General features: G+C 63.8%; 17 protein-coding genes and 1 riboswitch. Of the genes, 6 read left to right on the top strand and 11 right to left on the bottom strand.

The window, feature by feature from the left end:
* Positions 1-45 precede the first annotated feature (45 nt).
* On the bottom strand, positions 46-1134 hold the full coding sequence (folE2, locus tag AC0WR5_RS05840) for a GTP cyclohydrolase FolE2 (protein ID WP_475867613.1): 1089 nt from the start codon (positions 1132-1134) through the stop codon (positions 46-48).
* Between the two features lie 192 nt (positions 1135-1326).
* Positions 1327-2511, bottom strand: a complete 1185-nt coding sequence (gene metZ, locus AC0WR5_RS05835; protein WP_475867612.1) for an O-succinylhomoserine sulfhydrylase — start codon at positions 2509-2511, stop codon at positions 1327-1329.
* Between the two features lie 71 nt (positions 2512-2582).
* Positions 2583-2660: riboswitch (SAM riboswitch) on the bottom strand.
* A 126-nt stretch (positions 2661-2786) separates the two neighbouring features.
* On the opposite strand from metZ, the gene AC0WR5_RS05830 reads away from it, so the two are divergent.
* Both AC0WR5_RS05830 and AC0WR5_RS05825 read left to right on the top strand, forming a co-directional pair.
* On the top strand, positions 2787-3746 hold the full coding sequence (locus AC0WR5_RS05830) for an alpha/beta hydrolase (RefSeq protein ID WP_475867611.1): 960 nt from the start codon (positions 2787-2789) through the stop codon (positions 3744-3746).
* 25 nt (positions 3747-3771) lie between these two features.
* On the top strand, positions 3772-4476 hold the full coding sequence (locus AC0WR5_RS05825) for a glutathione S-transferase N-terminal domain-containing protein (protein WP_475867610.1): 705 nt from the start codon (positions 3772-3774) through the stop codon (positions 4474-4476).
* A gap of 9 nt (positions 4477-4485) precedes the next feature.
* On the opposite strand, the gene AC0WR5_RS05820 is transcribed toward AC0WR5_RS05825, so the two are convergent.
* Both AC0WR5_RS05820 and AC0WR5_RS05815 read right to left on the bottom strand, forming a co-directional pair.
* A complete protein-coding gene (locus AC0WR5_RS05820; RefSeq protein ID WP_475867609.1) occupies positions 4486-5589 on the bottom strand; it encodes an AraC family transcriptional regulator in 1104 nt (367 codons plus the stop codon).
* 302 nt (positions 5590-5891) lie between these two features.
* Complete coding sequence (locus AC0WR5_RS05815; RefSeq protein WP_475867608.1) at positions 5892-6464, bottom strand: nuclear transport factor 2 family protein; 573 nt, start codon at positions 6462-6464, stop codon at positions 5892-5894.
* Between the two features lie 597 nt (positions 6465-7061).
* Here AC0WR5_RS05815 and AC0WR5_RS05810 point away from each other — a divergent pair.
* The 4 genes from AC0WR5_RS05810 to AC0WR5_RS05795 are packed head-to-tail and all read left to right on the top strand — an operon-like array spanning position 7062 to position 10568.
* Positions 7062-8330: an aromatic ring-hydroxylating oxygenase subunit alpha gene (locus AC0WR5_RS05810; protein WP_475867607.1), complete on the top strand. Its 1269-nt coding sequence runs from the start codon at positions 7062-7064 to the stop codon at positions 8328-8330.
* Entirely contained in the window at positions 8327-8821 is a 495-nt protein-coding gene (locus AC0WR5_RS05805) for an aromatic-ring-hydroxylating dioxygenase subunit beta (protein WP_475867606.1), read from the top strand. The genes AC0WR5_RS05810 and AC0WR5_RS05805 overlap by 4 nt, the downstream gene beginning before the upstream one ends.
* Before the next feature lie 11 nt (positions 8822-8832).
* Positions 8833-9582 (top strand): SDR family NAD(P)-dependent oxidoreductase, encoded by a 750-nt coding sequence (locus AC0WR5_RS05800; RefSeq protein WP_475867605.1) that lies wholly within the window; start codon positions 8833-8835, stop codon positions 9580-9582.
* A 32-nt stretch (positions 9583-9614) separates the two neighbouring features.
* On the top strand, positions 9615-10568 hold the full coding sequence (locus tag AC0WR5_RS05795) for a PDR/VanB family oxidoreductase (protein ID WP_475867604.1): 954 nt from the start codon (positions 9615-9617) through the stop codon (positions 10566-10568).
* A 68-nt stretch (positions 10569-10636) separates the two neighbouring features.
* Here AC0WR5_RS05795 and AC0WR5_RS05790 read toward each other — a convergent pair whose 3' ends face one another.
* From AC0WR5_RS05790 to ftsY, 7 genes are all read right to left on the bottom strand, one after another.
* On the bottom strand, positions 10637-11140 hold the full coding sequence (locus AC0WR5_RS05790; protein ID WP_475867603.1) for a MarR family winged helix-turn-helix transcriptional regulator: 504 nt from the start codon (positions 11138-11140) through the stop codon (positions 10637-10639).
* Between the two features lie 175 nt (positions 11141-11315).
* Complete coding sequence (locus tag AC0WR5_RS05785) at positions 11316-12827, bottom strand: acetyl-CoA hydrolase/transferase family protein (protein WP_475867602.1); 1512 nt, start codon at positions 12825-12827, stop codon at positions 11316-11318.
* Positions 12828-13224: 397 nt separating this feature from the next.
* Positions 13225-14568, bottom strand: coding sequence for a TRAP transporter large permease (locus tag AC0WR5_RS05780; protein ID WP_475867601.1), 1344 nt, complete (start codon positions 14566-14568; stop codon positions 13225-13227).
* Positions 14568-15080 carry a TRAP transporter small permease subunit gene (locus AC0WR5_RS05775; RefSeq protein ID WP_475867600.1) on the bottom strand — a complete coding sequence of 171 codons (513 nt, stop codon included), beginning with the start codon at positions 15078-15080 and terminating at the stop codon, positions 14568-14570. Before AC0WR5_RS05775 ends, AC0WR5_RS05780 begins: the two co-directional genes overlap by 1 nt.
* Before the next feature lie 87 nt (positions 15081-15167).
* On the bottom strand, positions 15168-16196 hold the full coding sequence (locus AC0WR5_RS05770; protein ID WP_475867599.1) for a TRAP transporter substrate-binding protein: 1029 nt from the start codon (positions 16194-16196) through the stop codon (positions 15168-15170).
* 290 nt (positions 16197-16486) lie between these two features.
* The gene (locus AC0WR5_RS05765; protein ID WP_475868906.1) at positions 16487-17134 is read right to left on the bottom strand and encodes an inner membrane-spanning protein YciB; all 648 of its coding nucleotides are present in this window, start codon (positions 17132-17134) and stop codon (positions 16487-16489) included.
* 935 nt (positions 17135-18069) lie between these two features.
* Positions 18070-19395: a signal recognition particle-docking protein FtsY gene (gene ftsY, locus AC0WR5_RS05760; protein ID WP_475867598.1), complete on the bottom strand. Its 1326-nt coding sequence runs from the start codon at positions 19393-19395 to the stop codon at positions 18070-18072.
* Positions 19396-19534 lie beyond the last annotated feature (139 nt).

Genomic DNA, 19534 nt, shown 5'->3' with positions numbered 1-19534 from the left:
GCACTATTTTTCGGCGAAGCGCAGAGCCTGCGCTCGCGCATTCCGTCAGCCGGCGTGATGCAGCGTGGCAAAGAAGCGGGGATCGAGGCTGTCCGCCGCGAAGCTCTCCCCTTCGCTCAGTACCGAGACCGCATCGTGACTGTGCAGGCTCTCCTGGTGGCTGGCCGCCACGCGGAAATCGCCGACGCGGTCGTCGTCCTGCAGTTGCTGGCAGAAGAGCCTTGCCGCATCCTCGACGAATATCGGGTTGGCTGCGTTGAGCTCGGCGAAGGCCTGTTCATCCTCCCGCTTGACCATGACCTGGGTCTCGGTCGGCACGGCAGCCCGGGCCATCTCGATCACGTCCTCGAACCAGAGGCAGGCGCCGGGCAGGATCTGCAGCGAGATGCGGGCAACCGAGCGCTGGGAATGTGGCGTGGCCAGCTGGCCGCGCGTGCGCCGCGCATGTTCGCTGAGCTCCAGCGAGCAGGGGCAGGTCGAGGAGTAGACGTAATCGAGGTGCATGAAGCGGTTGCGAACACCGTTGGCATCCACGACCTCGAGCGCGATGTCGTAGTACTGATAGCCGGAGAGGCCGGAGCGCAGGGCCTCGACCCGAACCGGGTAGGAAAACCGCATCATGATCCGCGCATCGAGGCTGTCCAGGTCCGCCTTGTAGTCGTCGAGCGCAGCCTCGATCACCTCGAAGGAAAAGCATTCCTCGGCATGACCGTAGAAGCTCCGCATGATGCGGGACATGTTGATGCCCTTCTTCTCGGCCTCGAGGCTGACGGTGCCGGTGACCGAACTTTCCAGCGTCAGCTCGCCACCATCGCGGCGGAGGAAGCGGATAGGCAGGCGGAAGTTGGAGATGCCGACATGCTGAATCTGGGCCTTGGCGCCGCGGATCAGGCTGGCAGGCCCGTTCTGAAGGTCGGGGAGCGTGGCACGATAGGCTTCGTCCGAGGTGAAATCGGCGGGATAGGTGTTTGACAGGACGGGATAATCCGCCTGACCTGGCAAGAGACGCGCCACCGCCGGATCGAGGGCGTTGATCTCCTCGTTGCTGGCCTTGGCGGCCCAGTCACGCAGCAGCTCGAGCGCCGCACGGGCCTCGTCGGTTTCCGGTTTCAGATGCTGTGGGTGGATATTCATTCCGCCCCTCCCTCTTCCTTCATGTCCGCCATGGCTGACCAGACGGGCCGTGCAACGGCGCCTGCTTAATATAGGCGCCACTATCATGTTTTTCCAATCGCGACAGGGCTACGTGCCAGCATCGCTAACGGATCATTAAACAAGAAGGAAAATCACCCGGCACGGCAGGAGCGCACGCGCCGGGCGTAGCCGTCAGGCCTGTTCGAGGGCCGCCAGCATGTCGGAGACCAGGTCCTGAGTGTCCTCGAGGCCGAGCGAAATCCGCACCAGGCCGGGTGTGATGCCCAGTTCGGCCCGCTGTTCCTCGGTCAGACTGGAGTGGGTGGTGGTCGCGGGATGGGTCAGGATCGTCTTGGCATCGCCGAGGTTATTCGAGATGACGCCAACGTTGATCGCGTTGAGGAAGCGGAAGGCCGCCTCCTGCCCGCCCGCAAGGTCGATCGACAGGACGGTGCCACCCTTGCCGCCGGTCTGCGACTGCACCAGATCGAACTGGGCGTGACTGGGGTGCCCCGGAAAGATCACGCGGGCCAGCTTCGGGTGCCCCATAAGGGCTTCCGTCACGGCCTCTGCAGTTGCAGTCTGCGCCTTGACCCGCAGCTCGATCGTCTCGAGTCCCTTGAGCATGAGCCAGGCATTGAAAGGGGAAAGTGCGCCGCCGGTATGCTTCAGATAGGGCATCAGGGTTTCGCGGATGAATTCGCGCGTACCCAGGACGACACCGCCGAGGGCACGACCCTGGCCATCGATGTGCTTGGTGGCGGAATAGACGATGACATCGGCACCGAGCTCGACCGCGCGGGAATAGACCGGCGTGGCGAAGACGTTGTCGACGATGACCAGCGCGCCATTGGCATGGGCAATGTCGGCGACGGCCTTGATGTCGATGACCTCGAGCGTGGGGTTCGAGGTGGATTCGAAGAAGACGGCCACCGTATCCGGACGGATCGCGGCCTTCCACTGATCGAGGTCGGTGCCGTCGACGAGCGTCAGCTCGACGCCGAAACGCACGAGGATCTTCTCGAGGATATAAAGACAGGAGCCGAAGAGCGCCTTTGAGGCCACGATATGATCGCCGGCCTTGCACAGGCACATCAGCGCGCCATTCACGGCGGCCATGCCGGAGGCAGTCGCAAAGGCATCTTCCGTGCCTTCCAGCATCGCGATGCGGTCTTCGAACATCGCCACGGTCGGATTGCCGTAGCGGGCATAGATGAACTCGTCCGGGCCGGTTTCCTCGAAACGGGCCTGTGCCTGCTCGGCACTGTCGTAGACGAAGCCCTGGGTCAGGAAGATCGCCTCGCTGACCTCGTTGTACTGGCTGCGGCGGGTGCCCCCATGAACCAGCTTCGTGCGCGGTTTCCAGTTATCGCTCATTGCATTCCCTCCTGCGCCGCGCGTCCCGGCCGGCGCAAACAAAAAAACCCCGTTCGCGGTCAAGCGAAAGGGGTTTCCTAACGTCGACCTCTTTAGCGGAATGTTTAACGTGGCCCGCAATCCGGTAACAAAGCGCCACATGGCCGGGCTTAAACCCGCATCGCGGGACGGTCAAGGCGGGATCGCCATGGTCACGGCGGCGTTACGCCCTCTTCACCGTTGCTTTGCACCTCTGCGCTAGCATCGCATCAGGATCGAGCAGAAGGGTCTGTCAAATGGCCTTGATCAGGGTGAATGCCTGCGGCCTGCATGCGCGGCTGCACGGAACGGGCGCGCCGCCGGACCGGGCGATCGCCGGACTGCTTGCGCAGGACGGCCCGGTGATCGTGATGGTACACGGCTTTCGCTATGCACCGGGCGTCACAGGGCATTGCCCGCACGAAACTATATTCTCGCGCCGCCGGGATACCTTCGCGCCGGAAGACCTCGCCCGGCTGGGCGACCTGCCCGACACGCCCGAATGCGCCTGGCCGGGGCAGCTCGGCGTCGGGGCTGGACGGCTGGGCCTCGCGCTCGGATGGTCGGCCCGGGGCACGATCTGGCAAGCGCATGAAGAGGCCGCGCGGGCCGCCCTGGCGCTGGCCCACGTCCTTCGCCTCGTGCGGGATTGCGACCCGCGTCGCGAGGTGCACGCGATCGGACATTCCCTTGGTGCGCGGGTTATCCTCCAGGCGTTGCATCACCTGCCTGCCGGCACGCTTCAACGGGTCATCCTGCTTTCTGCCGCAGATTACGCCGGCCCGTCCCTTGCGGCCCTTTCGAGCCCCGCCGGTCGTCGTGCGCGGGTGCTGCATGTAACAAGCGGCGAAAACCGCGCCTATGAACTGGGCCTGCGAAGCCTGCTGCAGCCGAACTGCATCGGGGATCGCATCCTCGGGCTGGACACGCCCGAGGCGCTGCCGACGCTGCGCCTTGATGCGCCGGATCACCTAGCGGCACTCGAACGCGCGGGCTTTGCCGTGGCGCCACCGATGCGACGGGTCTGCCACTGGTCGAGCTATCGCAGGCCGGGTGTCTTTGCTCTCTATCGCGCCCTGACCGGGCCCGGCGGGGCCGAGCTTCACGACCGCATCGCCCGCATCCCGGCGCGGCGCGCCGCAGAGGGCAAGCCGCCACGGCGCATGGCCCCCCTCCTCCGCCTCGGCCACTTGCCTCGGGGCGCCAATCCGTCATGATGACCTGCGACAGAGGAGACCCATCATGACCACCCCCATCGAGCTCTACTACTGGCCCACCCCCAACGGATGGAAGATCTCCATCGCGCTGGAGGAAATGGGCCTGCCCTACAACCTGAACCTGGTGAACATCGGCAAGGGCGAGCAGTTCGACCCCGAGTTCCTGAAGATTTCACCGAACAACCGCATGCCCGCCATCATCGACCCGGAAGGCCCCGATGGCGCGCCGGTCTCGATCTTCGAGAGCGGAGCCATCCTGCAGTACCTGGCGCGCAAGACCGGGCAGTTCTGCGGTCCGACGCAGCGCGACCGGATTGCCGTAGACCAATGGCTGATGTGGCAGATGGGGGGCCTGGGCCCGATGGCGGGCCAGGCGCATCACTTCCTGAAGTATGCCCCCGAGATGGATCCGCCGCAGGTGCTGCCCTACGCCCAGGACCGCTATCGCAACGAGGTCGGACGCCTGCACCGGGTGCTCGACACCCAGCTGGCCGACAATGAATACGTCGCCGGTGATTTCTACTCGATCGCGGACATGGCGATCTGGCCCTGGGCCTGCCTGTGGGAAGGCCAGGAGCAGGACATCAGCTCCAAGCCGCACCTGCAACGCTGGCTCGAGCTGGTGGGCAGCCGTCCGGCGGTTCAGAAAGGCAAGGCGCTTGCCTCTGATCAACGCAACTCGGCCCGGACGGCCGAGGAACAGAAGATCCTCTTCGGCCAGAAGGGCTGAACGGGCAGGTCAGTCCGCGCCCTCTCCGAGGGCTTCGGAGCGCCGCCCGGCCGAGAGGCTGGGCGCTGCGCCAGTCCAGTCTCGATAGGCCCGCCAGAAGGCGGTTGCATCTGCATACCCGAGACTCTCGGCAATCTCGGCAATGCTCTTGCGACCGTCGTCGAGCGCCTGTCTCGCAATGGCCATCCTGCGTTGCTGCACCAGCTGGCGGAGCGAAGTATCGTCGTCCTGCCGGAGGCGCCGCTGGAGGCTCCGCGTTGAAAGCGCCAGTTCTCCCGCGACCAGATCAAGCGTGATGGGCTGTCGCGACAACTCTCGGTCGATGAGGACGATGACGCGCCGCACGAGATCGGACCGCTCGCCCGGGTGCAGGACGAAATCGCGCATGTGCCTTTCGAGCAGGGCAATCGCCTCGGGATCCTCACTGCGCCAGACATGATGCGCCGCAAGCGACGTGGTGACGATGCGGTTGGCCGGCTGCCCGAAGAGGACCGGGGCACGGAACCGCCGCTCGAGCTCGCGGGTCACGTCCTCTGCCGGGGCCGCGTGCTCGAAATGGATCTCGAGCGGACACCAGTCACGGTCATAGCTCAGCCAGATGACGTTGCAGGCGTCGAAAAGCACGCTTTCTGCATCCTGGCGGCGGGGCCAGAGCCTGTCGTCCATGATCCGGTAGCTGAAGGTCACCTGCGCGCCGTCATCCTCGAGCGCCGCCCAGGACTGGTCCTGCTCGCATTCCACATGCAACACCATCCGCCGCAGCCCGCGCCAGATCGACGCCCCCGATCCGAAGAGCTGCCCCGCGGTGCCGATATCCATCGGATGGAAGGACGCACCTACGTCGAGGCCGAAGAGCGGGTTGCCGACAAGCCCTGCGGCCTCTTCGAAGAGCGCGAGATAGCCTGCGAGCGGCGCAACGATGTAGGGCCTCTGGATGCTGAGGGGATCGACCTGATGCCTGCGGGCAAGGCCCTCGGCATCGTGCCCGAGGCTTGCCACCAACCTCAGCACGACATGGGTCATGGCGCCTCGCACCAGAGGCTCCTGGCCGGCCGGCAACTCAGGGGACATCCCGATGATCTTTTGGCGCATGTCATCGGAAAACTGGCGCACTGGGAAATGTCTTTCTTTCTGATCCCGCATTAAGGTCCGCAGCGTTTCAGCATTGCGCCGGGATCGTCAAGAGGACGGAACCACGCAACCCGATGCCATGCCCGCACGACGCCTTGCGCCGCCGGAGATGGGAGCGGGGCTGAACCGACCGGAACCCGACGACAGATCGGCCGGCCATGGGACCCACGGCACGCCGCCCAGGGGGAAATGGGGTAGAAAGCGGCGCATTCTTCGTGCCGCAGAAGAGAGAGCGCCGGGATGGCGTGGCCGACACAGGCCGCGCCATCCCGCACTGGCGACAGTCAGGGCTTCATCAGCACCGATTTCGACGGATAGTCCGAGGCCCAGGTTGCCGGGAGTGGCGCCACGAAGACATTTTCCGTGCGCGTACGCGTGATCTTCCAGCTGCCGTCAGCCTCCTTGCGGAACCCGTTGTTCAGCCGCGACGACCGCAGCAGGGCCTTTCCGTCCGAGAAAAGCCAGGGCTGCATGTGCACCCACTGACCGTCTGCCGTGATGCCGCCCGCGTGCACGTGGATCTGCTCTGAGGTCAGGTAGTGGCAGTTCATGATCAGCTCGGGATCCTGCTTCTCTCCCCAGAACTTCAGAAAATGCGCCCGGATCGCCGGGGCGCCGTGCAGGGCGCCGAACTGGTTGTCGTAGTATTCTCCGACCCCTTCCCAGATCGCGTCCTCTGCATAGAGCGCCATGATCAGGTCGATCCGCTCCGCGTCGTCTTTCGCGCCGAACTCCGGCAGGGGCGTATCGCAGAGAAACATGTAGCGCGCCTGGATGCGGCGGATCTCGGCCTCGGCCTCAAGCACCTCGATGCGGCGCACGAGCGCAAGAAGATCGGAATTGGCGGTATCGGTCATGTCGGGAGTCCTCGGGATGAAATCAGGCGGCCCCGCGGAACGCTAACCCCACGCGGGCCATCTTTCCGAAAAGGGTGCGGCAGGTGAGTCGCCGGGTCAATCGGGAATATTCACGTGAATAGTGTTTTTAATTTCGATGCCGGGCTGCGGTGGCCGGCCGGCCTCCAATCGCTGCCAAGCGTCCGGCCCGGTGCTGCAATTCTGGGCAAATCGACCGGAAACAGGAGAAACCTGCACGCCGCATGTCGGAAATAATTACAGTAAGTTTCCCCTAAATGGCAAGAAGGGGACAAGCAACCCGCCGGGCAGAAAGCCCGCGCAGCTGAGCACAAGACCGCCCCTTCCCAGGGGTGCAGACCCACCATCCGCCAGAGGCCTTAATGCAGCCGACGAGGCTGCTGCAAAGGGCCCAAGACACCGAGCCGAACTCAAGGACGAAATCTCTTGTTCACCGCAAAGGGCATTGACAGGATGTTTATTAATGTGAATTTTACCGTAAATTTTACCCATATGTCCGCCCTTCACCCCGCCATGCATCGGACGTGACAGCGCCGCGCCCGACCTTTGACTAGCCTGACCGCCACGAAAGGAGCTCAGATGACGCTCGACAGCCCTCATACCGCCAGCCCGGCCGACCTGGTCGAAACGGATCGGGTGAAAACCCCGATGTACGAAGATCCCGCGCTCTTCGACGAAGAGATGGAGAAGATCTTCCACCAGACGTGGGTCTGGGTCGCACATGCCTCCGAGCTGCCCGACAAGGGGTCGTTCAAGCTCTCGCATGTCGGCAAGGAGCCGGTCATCGTGGTGCGCGACCGCAAGCAGAATGTCCACGTGATGGTCAACCGCTGCCGCCACCGTGCCGCGACGGTCTGCGAGGTGCACAAGGGCAAGACGTCGTCCTTCCAGTGCCCCTATCACGGCTGGGGCTACGGCCTCGACGGCTCGCTGCGTGCCCTGCCCTATCCCGAGCAGTACGGCGATGATTTCGACAAGTCGAAATACGGCCTGAAGACGCTGCGCACCGAGAGCTATCAGGGGATGATCTTTGCGACCTTCAACGAGGATATCGAGCCGCTGGTCGACTTCCTCGGCCCGGTGACGAAATGGATCGACCTGTTCATGAAGCAGGGCGGCGGTTTCCCGGTGAAGGTTCTGGGGGAACATCAGTTCAAGGTGCCGATGAACTGGAAGATCCAGCTCGAGAACACCACCGACGCCTATCACTTCCCGATCGTGCACAAGTCCTTCCTGCAATCGCTGGACGGCGAGGCGACCGAGACCTTCTCCTTCATGGAAGACGACGATGGCTATGTCGAAGACCTCGGCAACGGCCACTCGGTCATGGTGATGATGCCCGAGCTCGTGGACCTCGACGAGGACCTCGACCGCAAGATCCCCGAGCGCTTCGAGGCGCTGGCACAGGAGCTGCGCGACGAGGGCTATCCGGAAGACCAGGTGAAGAAGATCGTGCGCGCCGTGGGCGGTGCCGGCTTCAACCTGAACCTCTTCCCGAACGTCTCCTTCTCGCTGTCATTCTTCCGCGTGCTGCGCCCGGTCAACGTGAAGGAAACCGAGATCCGTCACATCGCGCTCGGCATGGAAGGGGGGCCGCAGGCCGCCAACCAGATGCGCATGCGTCTGCACGAGCACTTCCAGGGCCCGATGGGCTTCGGCTCGCCCGATGACGCGGAGGTCTGGGAACGGGTTCAGCGCGGCACCGAAGGCGGCGAGGACCTGCCCATCATGGTCAACCGCGGCATGGTCGACGAGGTCGAGGGCGTGGACGGTCCGCGTGGCCATATCTCGGCCGAAACCGGCATGCGTGCCGCCTACAAGATGTGGAAAAGGATGATGTCGGCATGAACGAGATGACCAAGATCGACACCAAGTCGCTGCTCTGGGACGCAACCCAGTTCATCTGGGCCGAGAGCGCATTGCTGGACGACAAGGATTACGATGCCTGGCTTGACCTGTGGACGGACGACGGCCACTACATCATGCCGATCGGTGACGGCGAGGATTATGCCAACCAGCTGAACCTCTGCTATGACGACGACAAGATGCGGCGCCACCGGATCGGCCGCTTCCAGGCTGGCTTCTCGATCTCCTCGGCTCCGCCGGCACAGACCGTGCGCACCCTGTCGCGTTTCACGGTGGAAAAGGCCGATGGCGAGACCGTCACGATCCGCTGTGCCGAGCACATGATCGAGGACAAGTTCGGCCGTCAGCGCGTCTTTGCGGCCAACGTGATCTATACGCTGGTCGTCACCGAAGACGGGTTCAAGATCCGCGACAAGGTGATCAAGCTGCTGAATTCCGACGGGATGCTGACCTCGATCAGCTATCTGTTCTGATGGCAGCGCCCTTGCCAGAGAAGATCCAGACCGCCGTCATCACCGGGGGGGCACGGGGCGTTGGCGCCGTGATCACCCGCGCGCTGCACAAGGCCGGTTACCGGGTCGTCATCACCGATGTCGATCCGGAGCCCGCAGCCGCAATCGCCAGCGAGCTCGATCTCGCCGGCGAAACCGCCGTGACGGCCACGCTGGACGTGTCGAAACCGGAAGATTTCCAGACCGTGCTCGACAAATGCGTCGAACGCTGGGGCTCTGTCGAAGTGCTGGTGAACAACGCTGCCCGCACCAAGGCCGAGGCCCTGCTGGACATTAATCCGGCAGAGTTCAACGCCATCATGGCCACCAATGCCGGCGGCTGCTTTGCCGGCTGCCAGACCTTTGGCCGTCATTTCAAGGAACGCGGTTATGGCCGCATCGTGAACATGGCGTCGCTCGCGGGGCAGAACGGCGGCACCGCCACGGGCGCGCATTATGCGGCATCAAAGGGCGCGATCATGACGCTGACCAAGGTATTCGCCCGCGATCTGGGCCCCTTCGGGATCACCTGCAACGCCATCTCTCCCGGCCCGATGGACAGCCCCATGGTGCATGACATCGTGCCGGCCGAGAAGATGGATGGTTTCCTTAAGAACATCCCCGTCGGCAAGCTGGGCGACCCTGCCTTCATCGCCGAAATGGTGGTGATGCTGGCCGACCCCAAGGCGTTCTTCGTCAATGGCGCCTGCTGGGACGTCAACGGCGGCCTCTACATGCGATGAGTCTCGATATGTCTGCTCCCCAAGAAAAAACCATGACGCTGGTGCTGGACACCCGCACCGACGAGCGGGGCAACATTGCCCGGCTGCGCCTGAAATCTGCCGACGGCAGCCCCCTGCCCCCCTTCACCGCCGGCGCCCACCTCGACATCCGGATCAAGGATGGCGACCTGGATCTCTGGCGGCAGTATTCGCTCTGCTCCGATCCGGCCGAAACCGCGTTCTACGAGATTGGCGTGCTGAAGGATCCGGAGAGCCGGGGAGGGTCGGAAGCCCTGCACAGGATCGCGAAACCTGGTGTGAGTTTCGAGGTGGAAGGCCCGCGCAACCACTTTCCGCTGACCGAGGCCGCACCCGAGAGCGTCCTTCTGGGCGGCGGGATCGGCGTGACGCCGATGATCGCCATGGCACGGCGTCTGCATGCCCTGGGCGCGCCCTTCACGCTCCATTACTGCACGCGCTCGGCAGCAGTCACGGCCTTCCTGGATGAGATCGACGCGAGCGGCTTTGCAGGCCACGTCCGTCTGCACCATGACGACCTGGACATGGAGCAGAAGTTGAACCCGGCACGCGACCTCCCGGACCCCGCAAGCGGCGCGCATATCTATGTCTGCGGCCCGCAAGGCTTCATGGACTGGGTCATTGCCGAGGCCGAGAAGCGCGGCTTTGCAAACGACCATATCCACCGCGAGTACTTCAGTGCAGACGTCGACGTAACCGGCGAAAGCTTCGAGGTCTATGCCTCGGAAAGCGACGTGACCGTTACCGTCGGACCCGATGACACGATCGCCAAGGCGCTGGCCAAGGCAGGCGTGAAGATCGAGGTGAAATGCGAGGAAGGCGTCTGCGGCACCTGCGTTACAGATGTACTCGAGGGCGAGATCGACCACCGCGACCAGTTCCTGACCGAGGAAGAACGCGAGGAAGGCGAGATGATCTGCGCCTGCTGCTCGCGGGCCAAGGGCAAGCGGCTGGTTCTGGAGGTCTGAACCCAGCAGCAGAAACGAATAGGGCGGGCCCGTCACGGCCCGCCCTTGCATATCCAACCGAGGAAGATTCAGTCTTCACCAAGCTGGTTGAAGACCTTCTCGAGGGTCTTGTTCAGGGCCGCCATCTCCTCGTCGGAGACATTGACGAAGCCGAGAGCCAAGACGTTGTTGGCCTCTTCAAGGGCACGCGCCCGCAATGCATCGCCCTTTGGCGTCAGGCAAACCTCAGTCACACGGCCATCGCGCGGGCTGACGCGGGTGACGACAAGACCATCGGCAATCATGCGCTGCACCACCTTGGTGGTCGTGTTCAGCCGCATGGTGGAAAACTCCGAGATCTCGGAGACCGACAGGAACTCTTCCTCGTAGAGCGAGATCAGGACACGCCAGCGCGGCATGTCGATGCCCATCGGCTTCAACCGTTTTTCCAGCGCCTGGATGTAGCGCGCGTTGACCCGACTGACCCAGTAGAAGGGCCAGTTTTGCTTCATGTGGGTCCGGATCGCGGACAGGGACATCGCTGCCCCGTCCATGGCATCGCCGTCGGTCTTTTTGGTTTCTGCTGTGCTCATTGGCCCTGCCTGTCAGGTCATATCCCGCGAGGAAACCCCGCCGTGCAGGTCAAATTAGAGGATCCGGCACGCATCGGCCAGAGGTCCCGCATTCGCACGGGACAAGGGAAGCGATGGACCCTCCGCCACTGCCTGTGGGAAGGGCAGTTTGCACCGCCCTCCCCGGCTGTGGGCCTCAGGGTTTCATCGAGCCGGTATCGATGTAACGCTGATGCCAGCTCAGCGCCTCGCTCAGGATGTTCGGGGCATGCTTGCCAAAGGAACTTGCCAGCGCGCGGTGATAGTAATCCCAGAGCATGTCGCGGTAATCCGGGTGCGCACAGGTGGAGATGAGCTTTTCCGCCCGTTGCCGCGGCGCAAGGCCACGCAGATCGGCGAGACCGAATTCCGTGACCACGACCTGAACGTCCTGGTTGATGTGATCCACATGGGCGACCTGAGGCACGATCGCGGAAATGGCGCCGTTCTTGGCCGTCGAGGGCGTGACGAAAATCGACAGATACCCGTTGCGCGCAAAATCACCAGAGCCGCCGATGCCGTTCTGGATCCGCGATCCCATCACATGGGTCGAGTTCACGTTGCCATAGATGTCGCATTCGATCAGCCCGTTCATGGCGATCACGCCCAGGCGCCGCACCAGTTCGGGGTGGTTCGAGATCTCCTGCGGACGCAGCAGCAGCTTGTCCGAGAAATACTTGGCATTGCTGTTGAAATACTCGGCCTTGTCAGGGCTGAGCGAGAAGGCCGTCGCCGACGCCATGCGCAGGGTGCCGGCCTCGATCATGTCGAGCATCCCGTCCTGGATCACCTCGGTAAAGGCGGTCATCTGCTCGAACGGGGCCTCGATCAGACCGGCCATGACCGCGTTCGGCACGTTGCCCACGCCCGACTGGATCGGCAGAAGGCTCTTGGGCAGGCCGGCCCGCTTGGCCTCCCACTCCAGGAACTCGATGATGTTGCCGGCGATGGCATTGGCCACGGCATCCGGCGGGCTGAAGGGCGCGTTGCGGTCGGGGGCATCGGTTTCCACGATGGCCACGATCTTCTCGGGGTCGATCCTGAAGTGGGGCTGACCGATGCGGTCATCGGATTTCACCAGGGGGATCGGCACACGGTTCGGCGGCAGCGCGGTGCCGTAGTAAATGTCGTGCATCCCGTCCAGGTGGTGGCTCTGCCAGGAGTTTACCTCGAGGATCACGCGATCGGCCAGATCAAGCCAGGTCTTGTTGTTGCCGATGGAGGCCGAGGGGATCAGGTCGCCTTCGGGCGTGATGCCGACGATCTCGACAACGGCCACGTCAAGCTTGCCCAGGAAGCCCTGCCACGCCATCGGCGCCACCTGGCTCAGGTGCATGTCGAAATAGTTCATCTCGCCGGCATTGATCTTCTGCCGGGCGATCGGATCCGAGTTGTAGGGAAGCCGGAATTCGATCCCGTCGGCCTTGGCCAATGCGCCATCCAGCTCGGGGCCGGTCGAGGCGCCGGACCATACCTTGACGCGGAAGGGCTTACCTTGGGCATGTTCGCCCTCGATCCGGGCAGCCAGGGCCTGCGGCACGGCCTTGGGATAGCCGGAGCCAGTGAAGCCGCTCATGCCGATGGTTTCACCGTTGCGGATCAGCGCGGCGGCATCCTCGGCACTCATGATACGGGCGCGTAGGGATGAATTGGCGATACGCTGGTTCATGTCTTATCCTCCTTGGCGACCCCATGCGGATCGCCCCATGGTCAGAAACCCGGTCACCTGCTGCGCCCCGGCCCTGCATGCGATAAATTGCATGAAAAGAGGGGGGCGTCGCCAGCTTTGTGAGAGGCCGCATTCCTGACATGCGCATATTGCATACCTTTGCATGCACTTGCCAGCCAGATCCGATGAAAACAGCGTTTTACTGAACAAATGCGGCACTGCAGCGCGCGGAGGAATTGCAACCGGCTCGCCCCGAACACGCGACAGGCGCAGCCTTCCGCCGCTGCGCGAGCGGCAGGGCATCACATCCCCTGTAGACGGGGCCCATTTTGCCACGCGCCGCGATTCGCGGAACGCCCCCTCTCCGCGCCCGACAAGGCGCGGAGAGGCCATGATGTCAGCCACCGACGTTCGGCAGCCACAACGCCAGGGCCGGGAACAGCGCCACGATGATCAGCGTCAGCAATTGCAGCCCTACAAAGGGGATGGCCCCCTTGTAGATGTCGGACATCTTTACCCCGTCCGTGGAGCTTCGCAGATAGAAGAGCGCCATGCCGACCGGCGGCGTGAGGAAGGAACTCTGCAGGCAGAGTGCCATCAGGATCGCCACCCAGACCGGATCGAACCCGGAGACCGTCAGCACCGGCATCACCAGCGGCGCCACGATCAGCACGATCTCCATCCAGTCGAGGAAGAATCCGAGCGCGAAGATCACCAGCATGATGAAGGCAAGCAGCCCATAGGGCCCCAGTGGCAACGCATGCAGGGCGTTCTCGATAACCTCGTCACCGCCGTAACCGCGCAACACGACCGAAAAGCAGGACGCCCCGAAGATCAGCGCATAGAGAAAGGCCGTGGTCCGGCCGGTGCGATAGCAGACGTCCTTGACGTCGGCCCAGCTTAGCCGGCGGTTGGCCAGCGCCAGCAGCGAGGCCCCCGCCGCGCCGATCCCCGAGGCCTCGGTTGGCGAAGCGATGCCCGCAACGATCGAGCCGAGCACCGCCAGGACCAGGGCAAGCGGCGCCACCAGCGCGCTGAGGAATTCCCACCATGCGCTCTTGCCGCTTTCGGTCTGTTCCCGACGGTAGGCCGGCATGACCGAGGGTTTGACGAGGGCGACAATGACGATGAACAGGATGAAACTGCACGCCAGGAGCGCCCCGGGAATCATCGCCCCCATGAAGAGGTCGCCCACCGGGATACGCAGCTGATCTCCCATGACCACCAGCATGATCGAGGGCGGCACCAGGATGCCGAGACAGCCGGTCGCACCGACCGTGCCCAGCGACAGCCAGCGCGCATAGCCGGCCTCGAACATCGTCGGCAGGGCGATGGTGGCAAGCAGGACCACCGAGGCCCCGATGATGCCCGTCGAGGCCGCCAGCACCATGCCGATCAGCACCACCGCGATGGCGAGCCCCCCGGGCATCGGGCCAAGCACCCGGCGCATCGCCTTGAGCAGCTTCTCGGCGATGCCGGAACGGTCGAGCATGAAGCCCATGAAGATGAACATCGACATCGGCACGAGCGAATAGCTCGACAGCGTGTCGAAAACCCGGTTGGCGACAAAGCCCACCATGCGCAGTTCGGCCACGTCGGGCACCACGTCGAAGGGCTCGATCAGGGTACCGATCGCGGCGAACAAAACCCCCGTACCGCCCAGGACGAAGGCCACTGGATAGCCCGAGAAGAGCAGCACCATGAAGGTCGAGAACATCACGAAGATCGCGAGAGCATCCATCAGGCACGCCCTCCGCGCAGGATCTGGCCGAGCGATTGCAGCCCGATGGAGATGCCCTGCAGCGTCAGCAGCGAGAATCCCGCGGCCATCACGAACTTGACGACATAGCGCGCCGGCAGGCCAGAGGGCATGGGAGAGCTCTCCTTGAGAGCCCAGGAATAGGAAAAGATCGTCCAGGCGTTCTTCGACACCAGATAGGTGAACGGCAGGAACAGGAAGATCACGCCCAACAGCTCGACCCAGGCCTTTGCCATCGGGGAAAACCGCGCATGGAAGGCATCTACGCGCACGTGATCACCAGTCTGATAGGCCCAGGCCATGCAGGACATCACCACCAGCGCATTGAGGTGCCACTGTAGTTCCTCGAGCTGGATCAGGCCGATGGAAAAAACGTAGCGGAGAAAGACATTGACGCAGATGGTCAGGATGAGGAGCGGCAGGACAAGTGACCCGATCTTGCCGATCCGCGCGGCGATCCGGTCGATCCAGGACGCCACCGAAAGCATGGTCATGGCGGACCCATTTCTGTTGGGGAGCTGTGATGGTCTTGCTTGACGGACCGGGCCCGCACGGGCCCGGTCCGATCTCTCGGAAAGGGGTCAGCGGTAGTCCGACCAGTCACTGGTGGTGGCAAGGTAATCCTGCAGCGATGTCCAGATCTCGGCGAACTGGGGATCCTCGGCGGACATGTCGGCCATCACCTCACCGGTGGCTTGCTCGAAGGCGGCCAGGACTTCCGGGGGGAACTCCATGATCTGGGTACCGGCGGCCTTGAACTTCTCGATGGCCTCGGCATTGCCCTGCGCGGTCGAGGTCAGGGACCAGAGGTTGGTCTCGCGGCATGCGGTCTCGATCATGTTGCGCTGCGCGTCGGACATGTCGTCCCAGACCCGCTTGTTGATGATCAGCTCGTTGAAGGCCGCGGGCTGGTGCCAGCCGGGCAGATAGTAGTAATCGGCCACGTCCTCGAAACCCATGGCCACGTCGATCGCCGGCATCGAGAACTCGGTGCCGTCGATCACGCCGCGTTCCAGGTTGGGATAGATGTCGCCGCCCGAAAGCAGCACGATCGAGGCACCCATCTTTGCCATGACCTCGCCCGCCAGGCCGGCAAAGCGCACCTTCTTGCCCTGAAGCGACTCGACACTGTCGATCGGGAAGGTGTACCAGCCGCCGGCCTCGCTATCCATCACGCCGCAGGGCACGGGGACAACGCCCTGGCTGGCATAGATTTCGCGCCAGATGTCGAGGCCGCCGCCGTTGTAGATCCAGCCCATGTAGTCGATGGCATCGGGGCCGAAGGGCACGCCGCCGAAGAGCTGCACACCGGGAAAGCGGCCGGCGACATAGAGCGGCGAGGTATAGCCGGCGTCGAGCGTGCCCTGCTGGACGGCGTCGAAGATCTGCAGCGGGGGTACCAGCTTGCCGGCGTCATAGACCTTCATCTCGATCGATCCGTCGGACATGGCGTTGATCTCGTCAGCCACGTGCTGGGCGTTCTGGCCGGAGGCCGGCAGCGTCAGGTTCCAGGCCGACTGCAGGTCGAGTTTCAGGTCTTCGGCCGCGGCCGCACCGGCCAGGCCGAAGGCCGCGAGGATCGCGGCCGGGAAAAGTGCTTTGTTGGACATTGGGATGAGACCTCTCTGTTGCGTTCCGCGTCTGTGCACGGTCGAGGGTGCCTGCCTCGCCGACACGTGCCGGATGCAGGCTCCTTAACATGAAAATTACCGTTAATTTTCCGGAACGTCATGATTTTCTCACGGAAGATCACTCCCGGTCACATATTCAACAGCGCCTGCGCCGGCTGGTCAGAAAATGAGCATAGGATGAATATTCACATGAACATCCCCACCTGCCGGGACAAACGAAAAGGGGGCCCCGCGCGGAGCCCCCTGAAATCTCTGGTGCCGTCCCGCCCTCAACCGTCGGCGTCGGGCTCCTCGTCGCGATCGACCCCGTAGGTCTGTATCAGCTTGCCCTGCGTCAGGAAGAACAGGAACACCGCGGCGCTCAACCCGAAGGTCTTGAAATAGACCCAGGTATCAGTGCTTTGCGTACGCCAGATGATCTCGTTCAGCACCGCCAGGGCAAAGAAGAAGAGGCAAAGGCGTTTCGTCAGGATCATCCAGCCCTCGCGTTTCATCGGCATCGCATCGCCCAACACCGACTCGAGATAGCTCTCCTCGCGCCAGAGCCCGATCGCCAGCGCAACGCCGAAGATCAGGTAGATCAGAGTCGGCTTCATCTTGAAGAAACGCTCGTCGTTCAGCCAGACCGAGAGTCCGCCGAACACCGTGATCAGCACCGCCGTCACGATCTGCATGGTCGAGAGGTGCCCGGTCAGCTTCCACAGGATCGCCGTGCAGATCAGGATCAGCGGGATAAAGCCCGCCGTGACCACGATGAAACCATCATAGGCCCGCCCCCCAATGGTGAACGTCTGATCCCGAACCAGGATATAACCGATGAAAAACAATATGATCGGGCCAAGCTCCAGGCCCATTTTCAGCATCGGGTTGATCTTGCGCCCCTTCGCGGGCGTCTTGCCGCTCCGGCTCTCGGGCATGGAATTGTCGGCCACGTGGCTCTCCTGTGTCATCCGCCCAACTCTACTACCACGGCACCTTGGGCGATCAATGTCATCAATGCCACGCGACGCGTCCCCCGGGCCGCTTTCAGCACGAGCCAGCCGTTGGGTGCGGCAAGGACGGTCGGGATGTCCCGCAGTACCGCGGCCGCGCCCATTTGGTCCAACCGCCTGACCGGTATGAGCGACCCGAAGGAAGCATGGGCCACAGGGGCGACGAGCAGGCCATTGCGCAACAGATCGCGCCGTTCGGGCCGGATTTCAAGGGTCCTCGACCGGATCGTCACGAAGGCCGGAAAGTCGAACTGACCAGCAGGGAGAACCAGGCGCGGAAAGTGAACGGGGGCAGAACCGGGCGGAGCGCAAGGGCACCATCGTTGGCGCCAGACGTCACCGGCGCCCTGATGAGAAGGTCGCAATGCAGCCATAAAACAACAACTTGCGTCTAAACGGCGGTGGCGCGAAGGCTATGTGGCGCCGGCCTGAAGACCTCTCCGAAGCGCCCCAGGCGCCCGGTAGGGCAGAGGCCCCCGGATGGAAGGTTCAGGCCCGTCACGGAGCGACGGATCATATCTCTGGCAGGATTTGCATGGGTCTCCGGAGGTCGGTTGCATCCTGCCCAGGCCGCTTTTCAGAGGCCCGAATACCTGCTTCGAATTCACAAGAATGAATGTCTTCAAGTGCCTGAAAAGGCCCGATTCTAACGTCGGTATTACGTCGGTATCGCGTCGGTATTACGACGGTGCGAAATCCGCGAAATCCGGGCCGCGCGGCGCGCGCGCGCCCCGGAGCCTCCGGCGGGGATATTTCCGGCCAGATGAAGGAGCGCCACGGCGCCCTCGTCATCTGGCGAAAAGTATCCCGGGGGAGTCTCCGAAGGAGGCGGGGGCAGAGCCCCCTGCCCGGCCCGGGCGTCAGGCGTCGAGGCCGGTCAGCGCGCGGGCGAAATCCTGCGGATCGAAGGGAGCGAGATCGTCGATCTGTTCGCCGACACCGATGGCATGGATCGGCAGGCCGAACTTGTCGGCCAGCGCCACCAGCACGCCGCCCTTGGCAGTGCCGTCGAGCTTGGTCATCACGAGGCCCGAGACATCGGCGAGCTTGCGGAAGGTCTCGACCTGGCTCAGCGCGTTCTGCCCCGTCGTCGCATCCAGTACCAGCAGCGTGTTGTGCGGCGCGGAAGGGTCCTTTTTCCGGATCACCCGAACGATCTTGGCCAGTTCCTCCATCAGGTCGGCGCGGTTCTGAAGCCGGCCTGCGGTGTCGATCATCAGCAGGTCGGCGCCCTCGGCCTCGGCGCGGGTCATGGCATCGAAGGCGAGCGAGGCGGGATCCGTCCCCTGATCGGCCTTCATCACCGGCACCCCGGCCCGGTTGCCCCAGACCTCGAGCTGTTCCACCGCCGCGGCGCGGAAGGTATCGCCGGCGGCGATGATCACCTTCTTGCCGGCCGCGTTGAACTGCGAGGCGAGCTTGCCGATGGTGGTCGTCTTGCCCGAGCCGTTGACCCCCACCACGAGAACCACCTGCGGTTTCTTCGGGTAGAGCGGCATCGGGCGGGCGACCGGTTCCATGATCCGGGTCACCTCGTTCGAGAGCAGCGTCTTGATCTCCTCGGTCGAGAGGCGCTGGCCATAACGGCCCTCGGCCATGTTGGCGGTGACCCGCAGCGCGGTATCCACCCCCATGTCGGAGGCGATCAGCAGCTCTTCGAGCTGTTCCAGCATGTCGTCGTCGAGGGCGCGGCGCACCACCGGTTTCGCGGGCTCGCGGCCAAAGAGGCGCGACATGATCCCGCCGCGCTGCTGCGGCAGGTCGCCGGGCAGTTCATCCGGTGTGCCGGCGGGCATCTCGATCGGCGCGGGCGCAGGCGTCTCTCGGGGCGCCACGGGCACCATGTCGGGCGCCGGCCGGGGCACCTCGAGCGGGCCCGGCGAGGGCAGATCGGGGGCCGGGCCCGGCTGCGGTGCAGGATCGGGCATGTCCGGCTCGGGCTGCGGGATCGGCGTGGGTTCCGGCTCTGGCTCGGGCTCGGGCTGCGGAGGCAGGTCCGGTTCCGGGGCCGGCGGGGTTTCCCGCGGCGGCTCGGGGATGTCGGGTGCCGGGGCAGGTGCGGGTTCCGGTTGCGGGTCGGGCGTCTCGTCGGCCGTGCCACCATCCCCGACGATCGCGTCGAGCCCCTCTTCGAGCTTCGAAGAGGATTTGAAAAGGCGGTCCCGAAGTTTGCCAAAAAGCGCCATGCCAGCTCCCAACTCTGTTGAGGCAGAGGTAATCGCAAATCCCCCGCTATGGAAGGGGTGAGCGGGCTTTTGCGGGCCTTTCGGCCACAGGCGCGGCGCCTGATCCGATTGACAGGGTGCGGGCGGCAACCTTAGCTGC

The sequence above is a fragment of the Pseudooceanicola sp. DL12 genome, from assembly GCF_056270665.1.
Note: the sequence above shows the minus strand (reverse complement) of the source record. Positions and strands in the feature narration are given on the sequence as shown.

Excerpts from the sequence above, each read along its gene's own strand:
- folE2 (WP_475867613.1), bottom strand. The coding sequence starts at position 1,134 with ATGAATATCCACCCACAGCATCTGAAACCGGAAACCGACGAGGCCCGT.
- metZ (WP_475867612.1), bottom strand. The coding sequence starts at position 2,511 with ATGAGCGATAACTGGAAACCGCGCACGAAGCTGGTTCATGGGGGCACC.
- AC0WR5_RS05830 (WP_475867611.1), top strand. The coding sequence starts at position 2,787 with ATGGCCTTGATCAGGGTGAATGCCTGCGGCCTGCATGCGCGGCTGCAC.
- AC0WR5_RS05825 (WP_475867610.1), top strand. The coding sequence starts at position 3,772 with ATGACCACCCCCATCGAGCTCTACTACTGGCCCACCCCCAACGGATGG.
- AC0WR5_RS05815 (WP_475867608.1), bottom strand. The coding sequence starts at position 6,464 with ATGACCGATACCGCCAATTCCGATCTTCTTGCGCTCGTGCGCCGCATC.
- AC0WR5_RS05810 (WP_475867607.1), top strand. The coding sequence starts at position 7,062 with ATGACGCTCGACAGCCCTCATACCGCCAGCCCGGCCGACCTGGTCGAA.
- AC0WR5_RS05805 (WP_475867606.1), top strand. The coding sequence starts at position 8,327 with ATGAACGAGATGACCAAGATCGACACCAAGTCGCTGCTCTGGGACGCA.
- AC0WR5_RS05795 (WP_475867604.1), top strand. The coding sequence starts at position 9,615 with ATGACGCTGGTGCTGGACACCCGCACCGACGAGCGGGGCAACATTGCC.
- AC0WR5_RS05790 (WP_475867603.1), bottom strand. The coding sequence starts at position 11,140 with ATGAGCACAGCAGAAACCAAAAAGACCGACGGCGATGCCATGGACGGG.
- AC0WR5_RS05785 (WP_475867602.1), bottom strand. The coding sequence starts at position 12,827 with ATGAACCAGCGTATCGCCAATTCATCCCTACGCGCCCGTATCATGAGT.
- AC0WR5_RS05780 (WP_475867601.1), bottom strand. The coding sequence starts at position 14,568 with ATGGATGCTCTCGCGATCTTCGTGATGTTCTCGACCTTCATGGTGCTG.
- AC0WR5_RS05775 (WP_475867600.1), bottom strand. The coding sequence starts at position 15,080 with ATGACCATGCTTTCGGTGGCGTCCTGGATCGACCGGATCGCCGCGCGG.
- AC0WR5_RS05770 (WP_475867599.1), bottom strand. The coding sequence starts at position 16,196 with ATGTCCAACAAAGCACTTTTCCCGGCCGCGATCCTCGCGGCCTTCGGC.
- AC0WR5_RS05765 (WP_475868906.1), bottom strand. The coding sequence starts at position 17,134 with ATGCCCGAGAGCCGGAGCGGCAAGACGCCCGCGAAGGGGCGCAAGATC.
- ftsY (WP_475867598.1), bottom strand. The coding sequence starts at position 19,395 with ATGGCGCTTTTTGGCAAACTTCGGGACCGCCTTTTCAAATCCTCTTCG.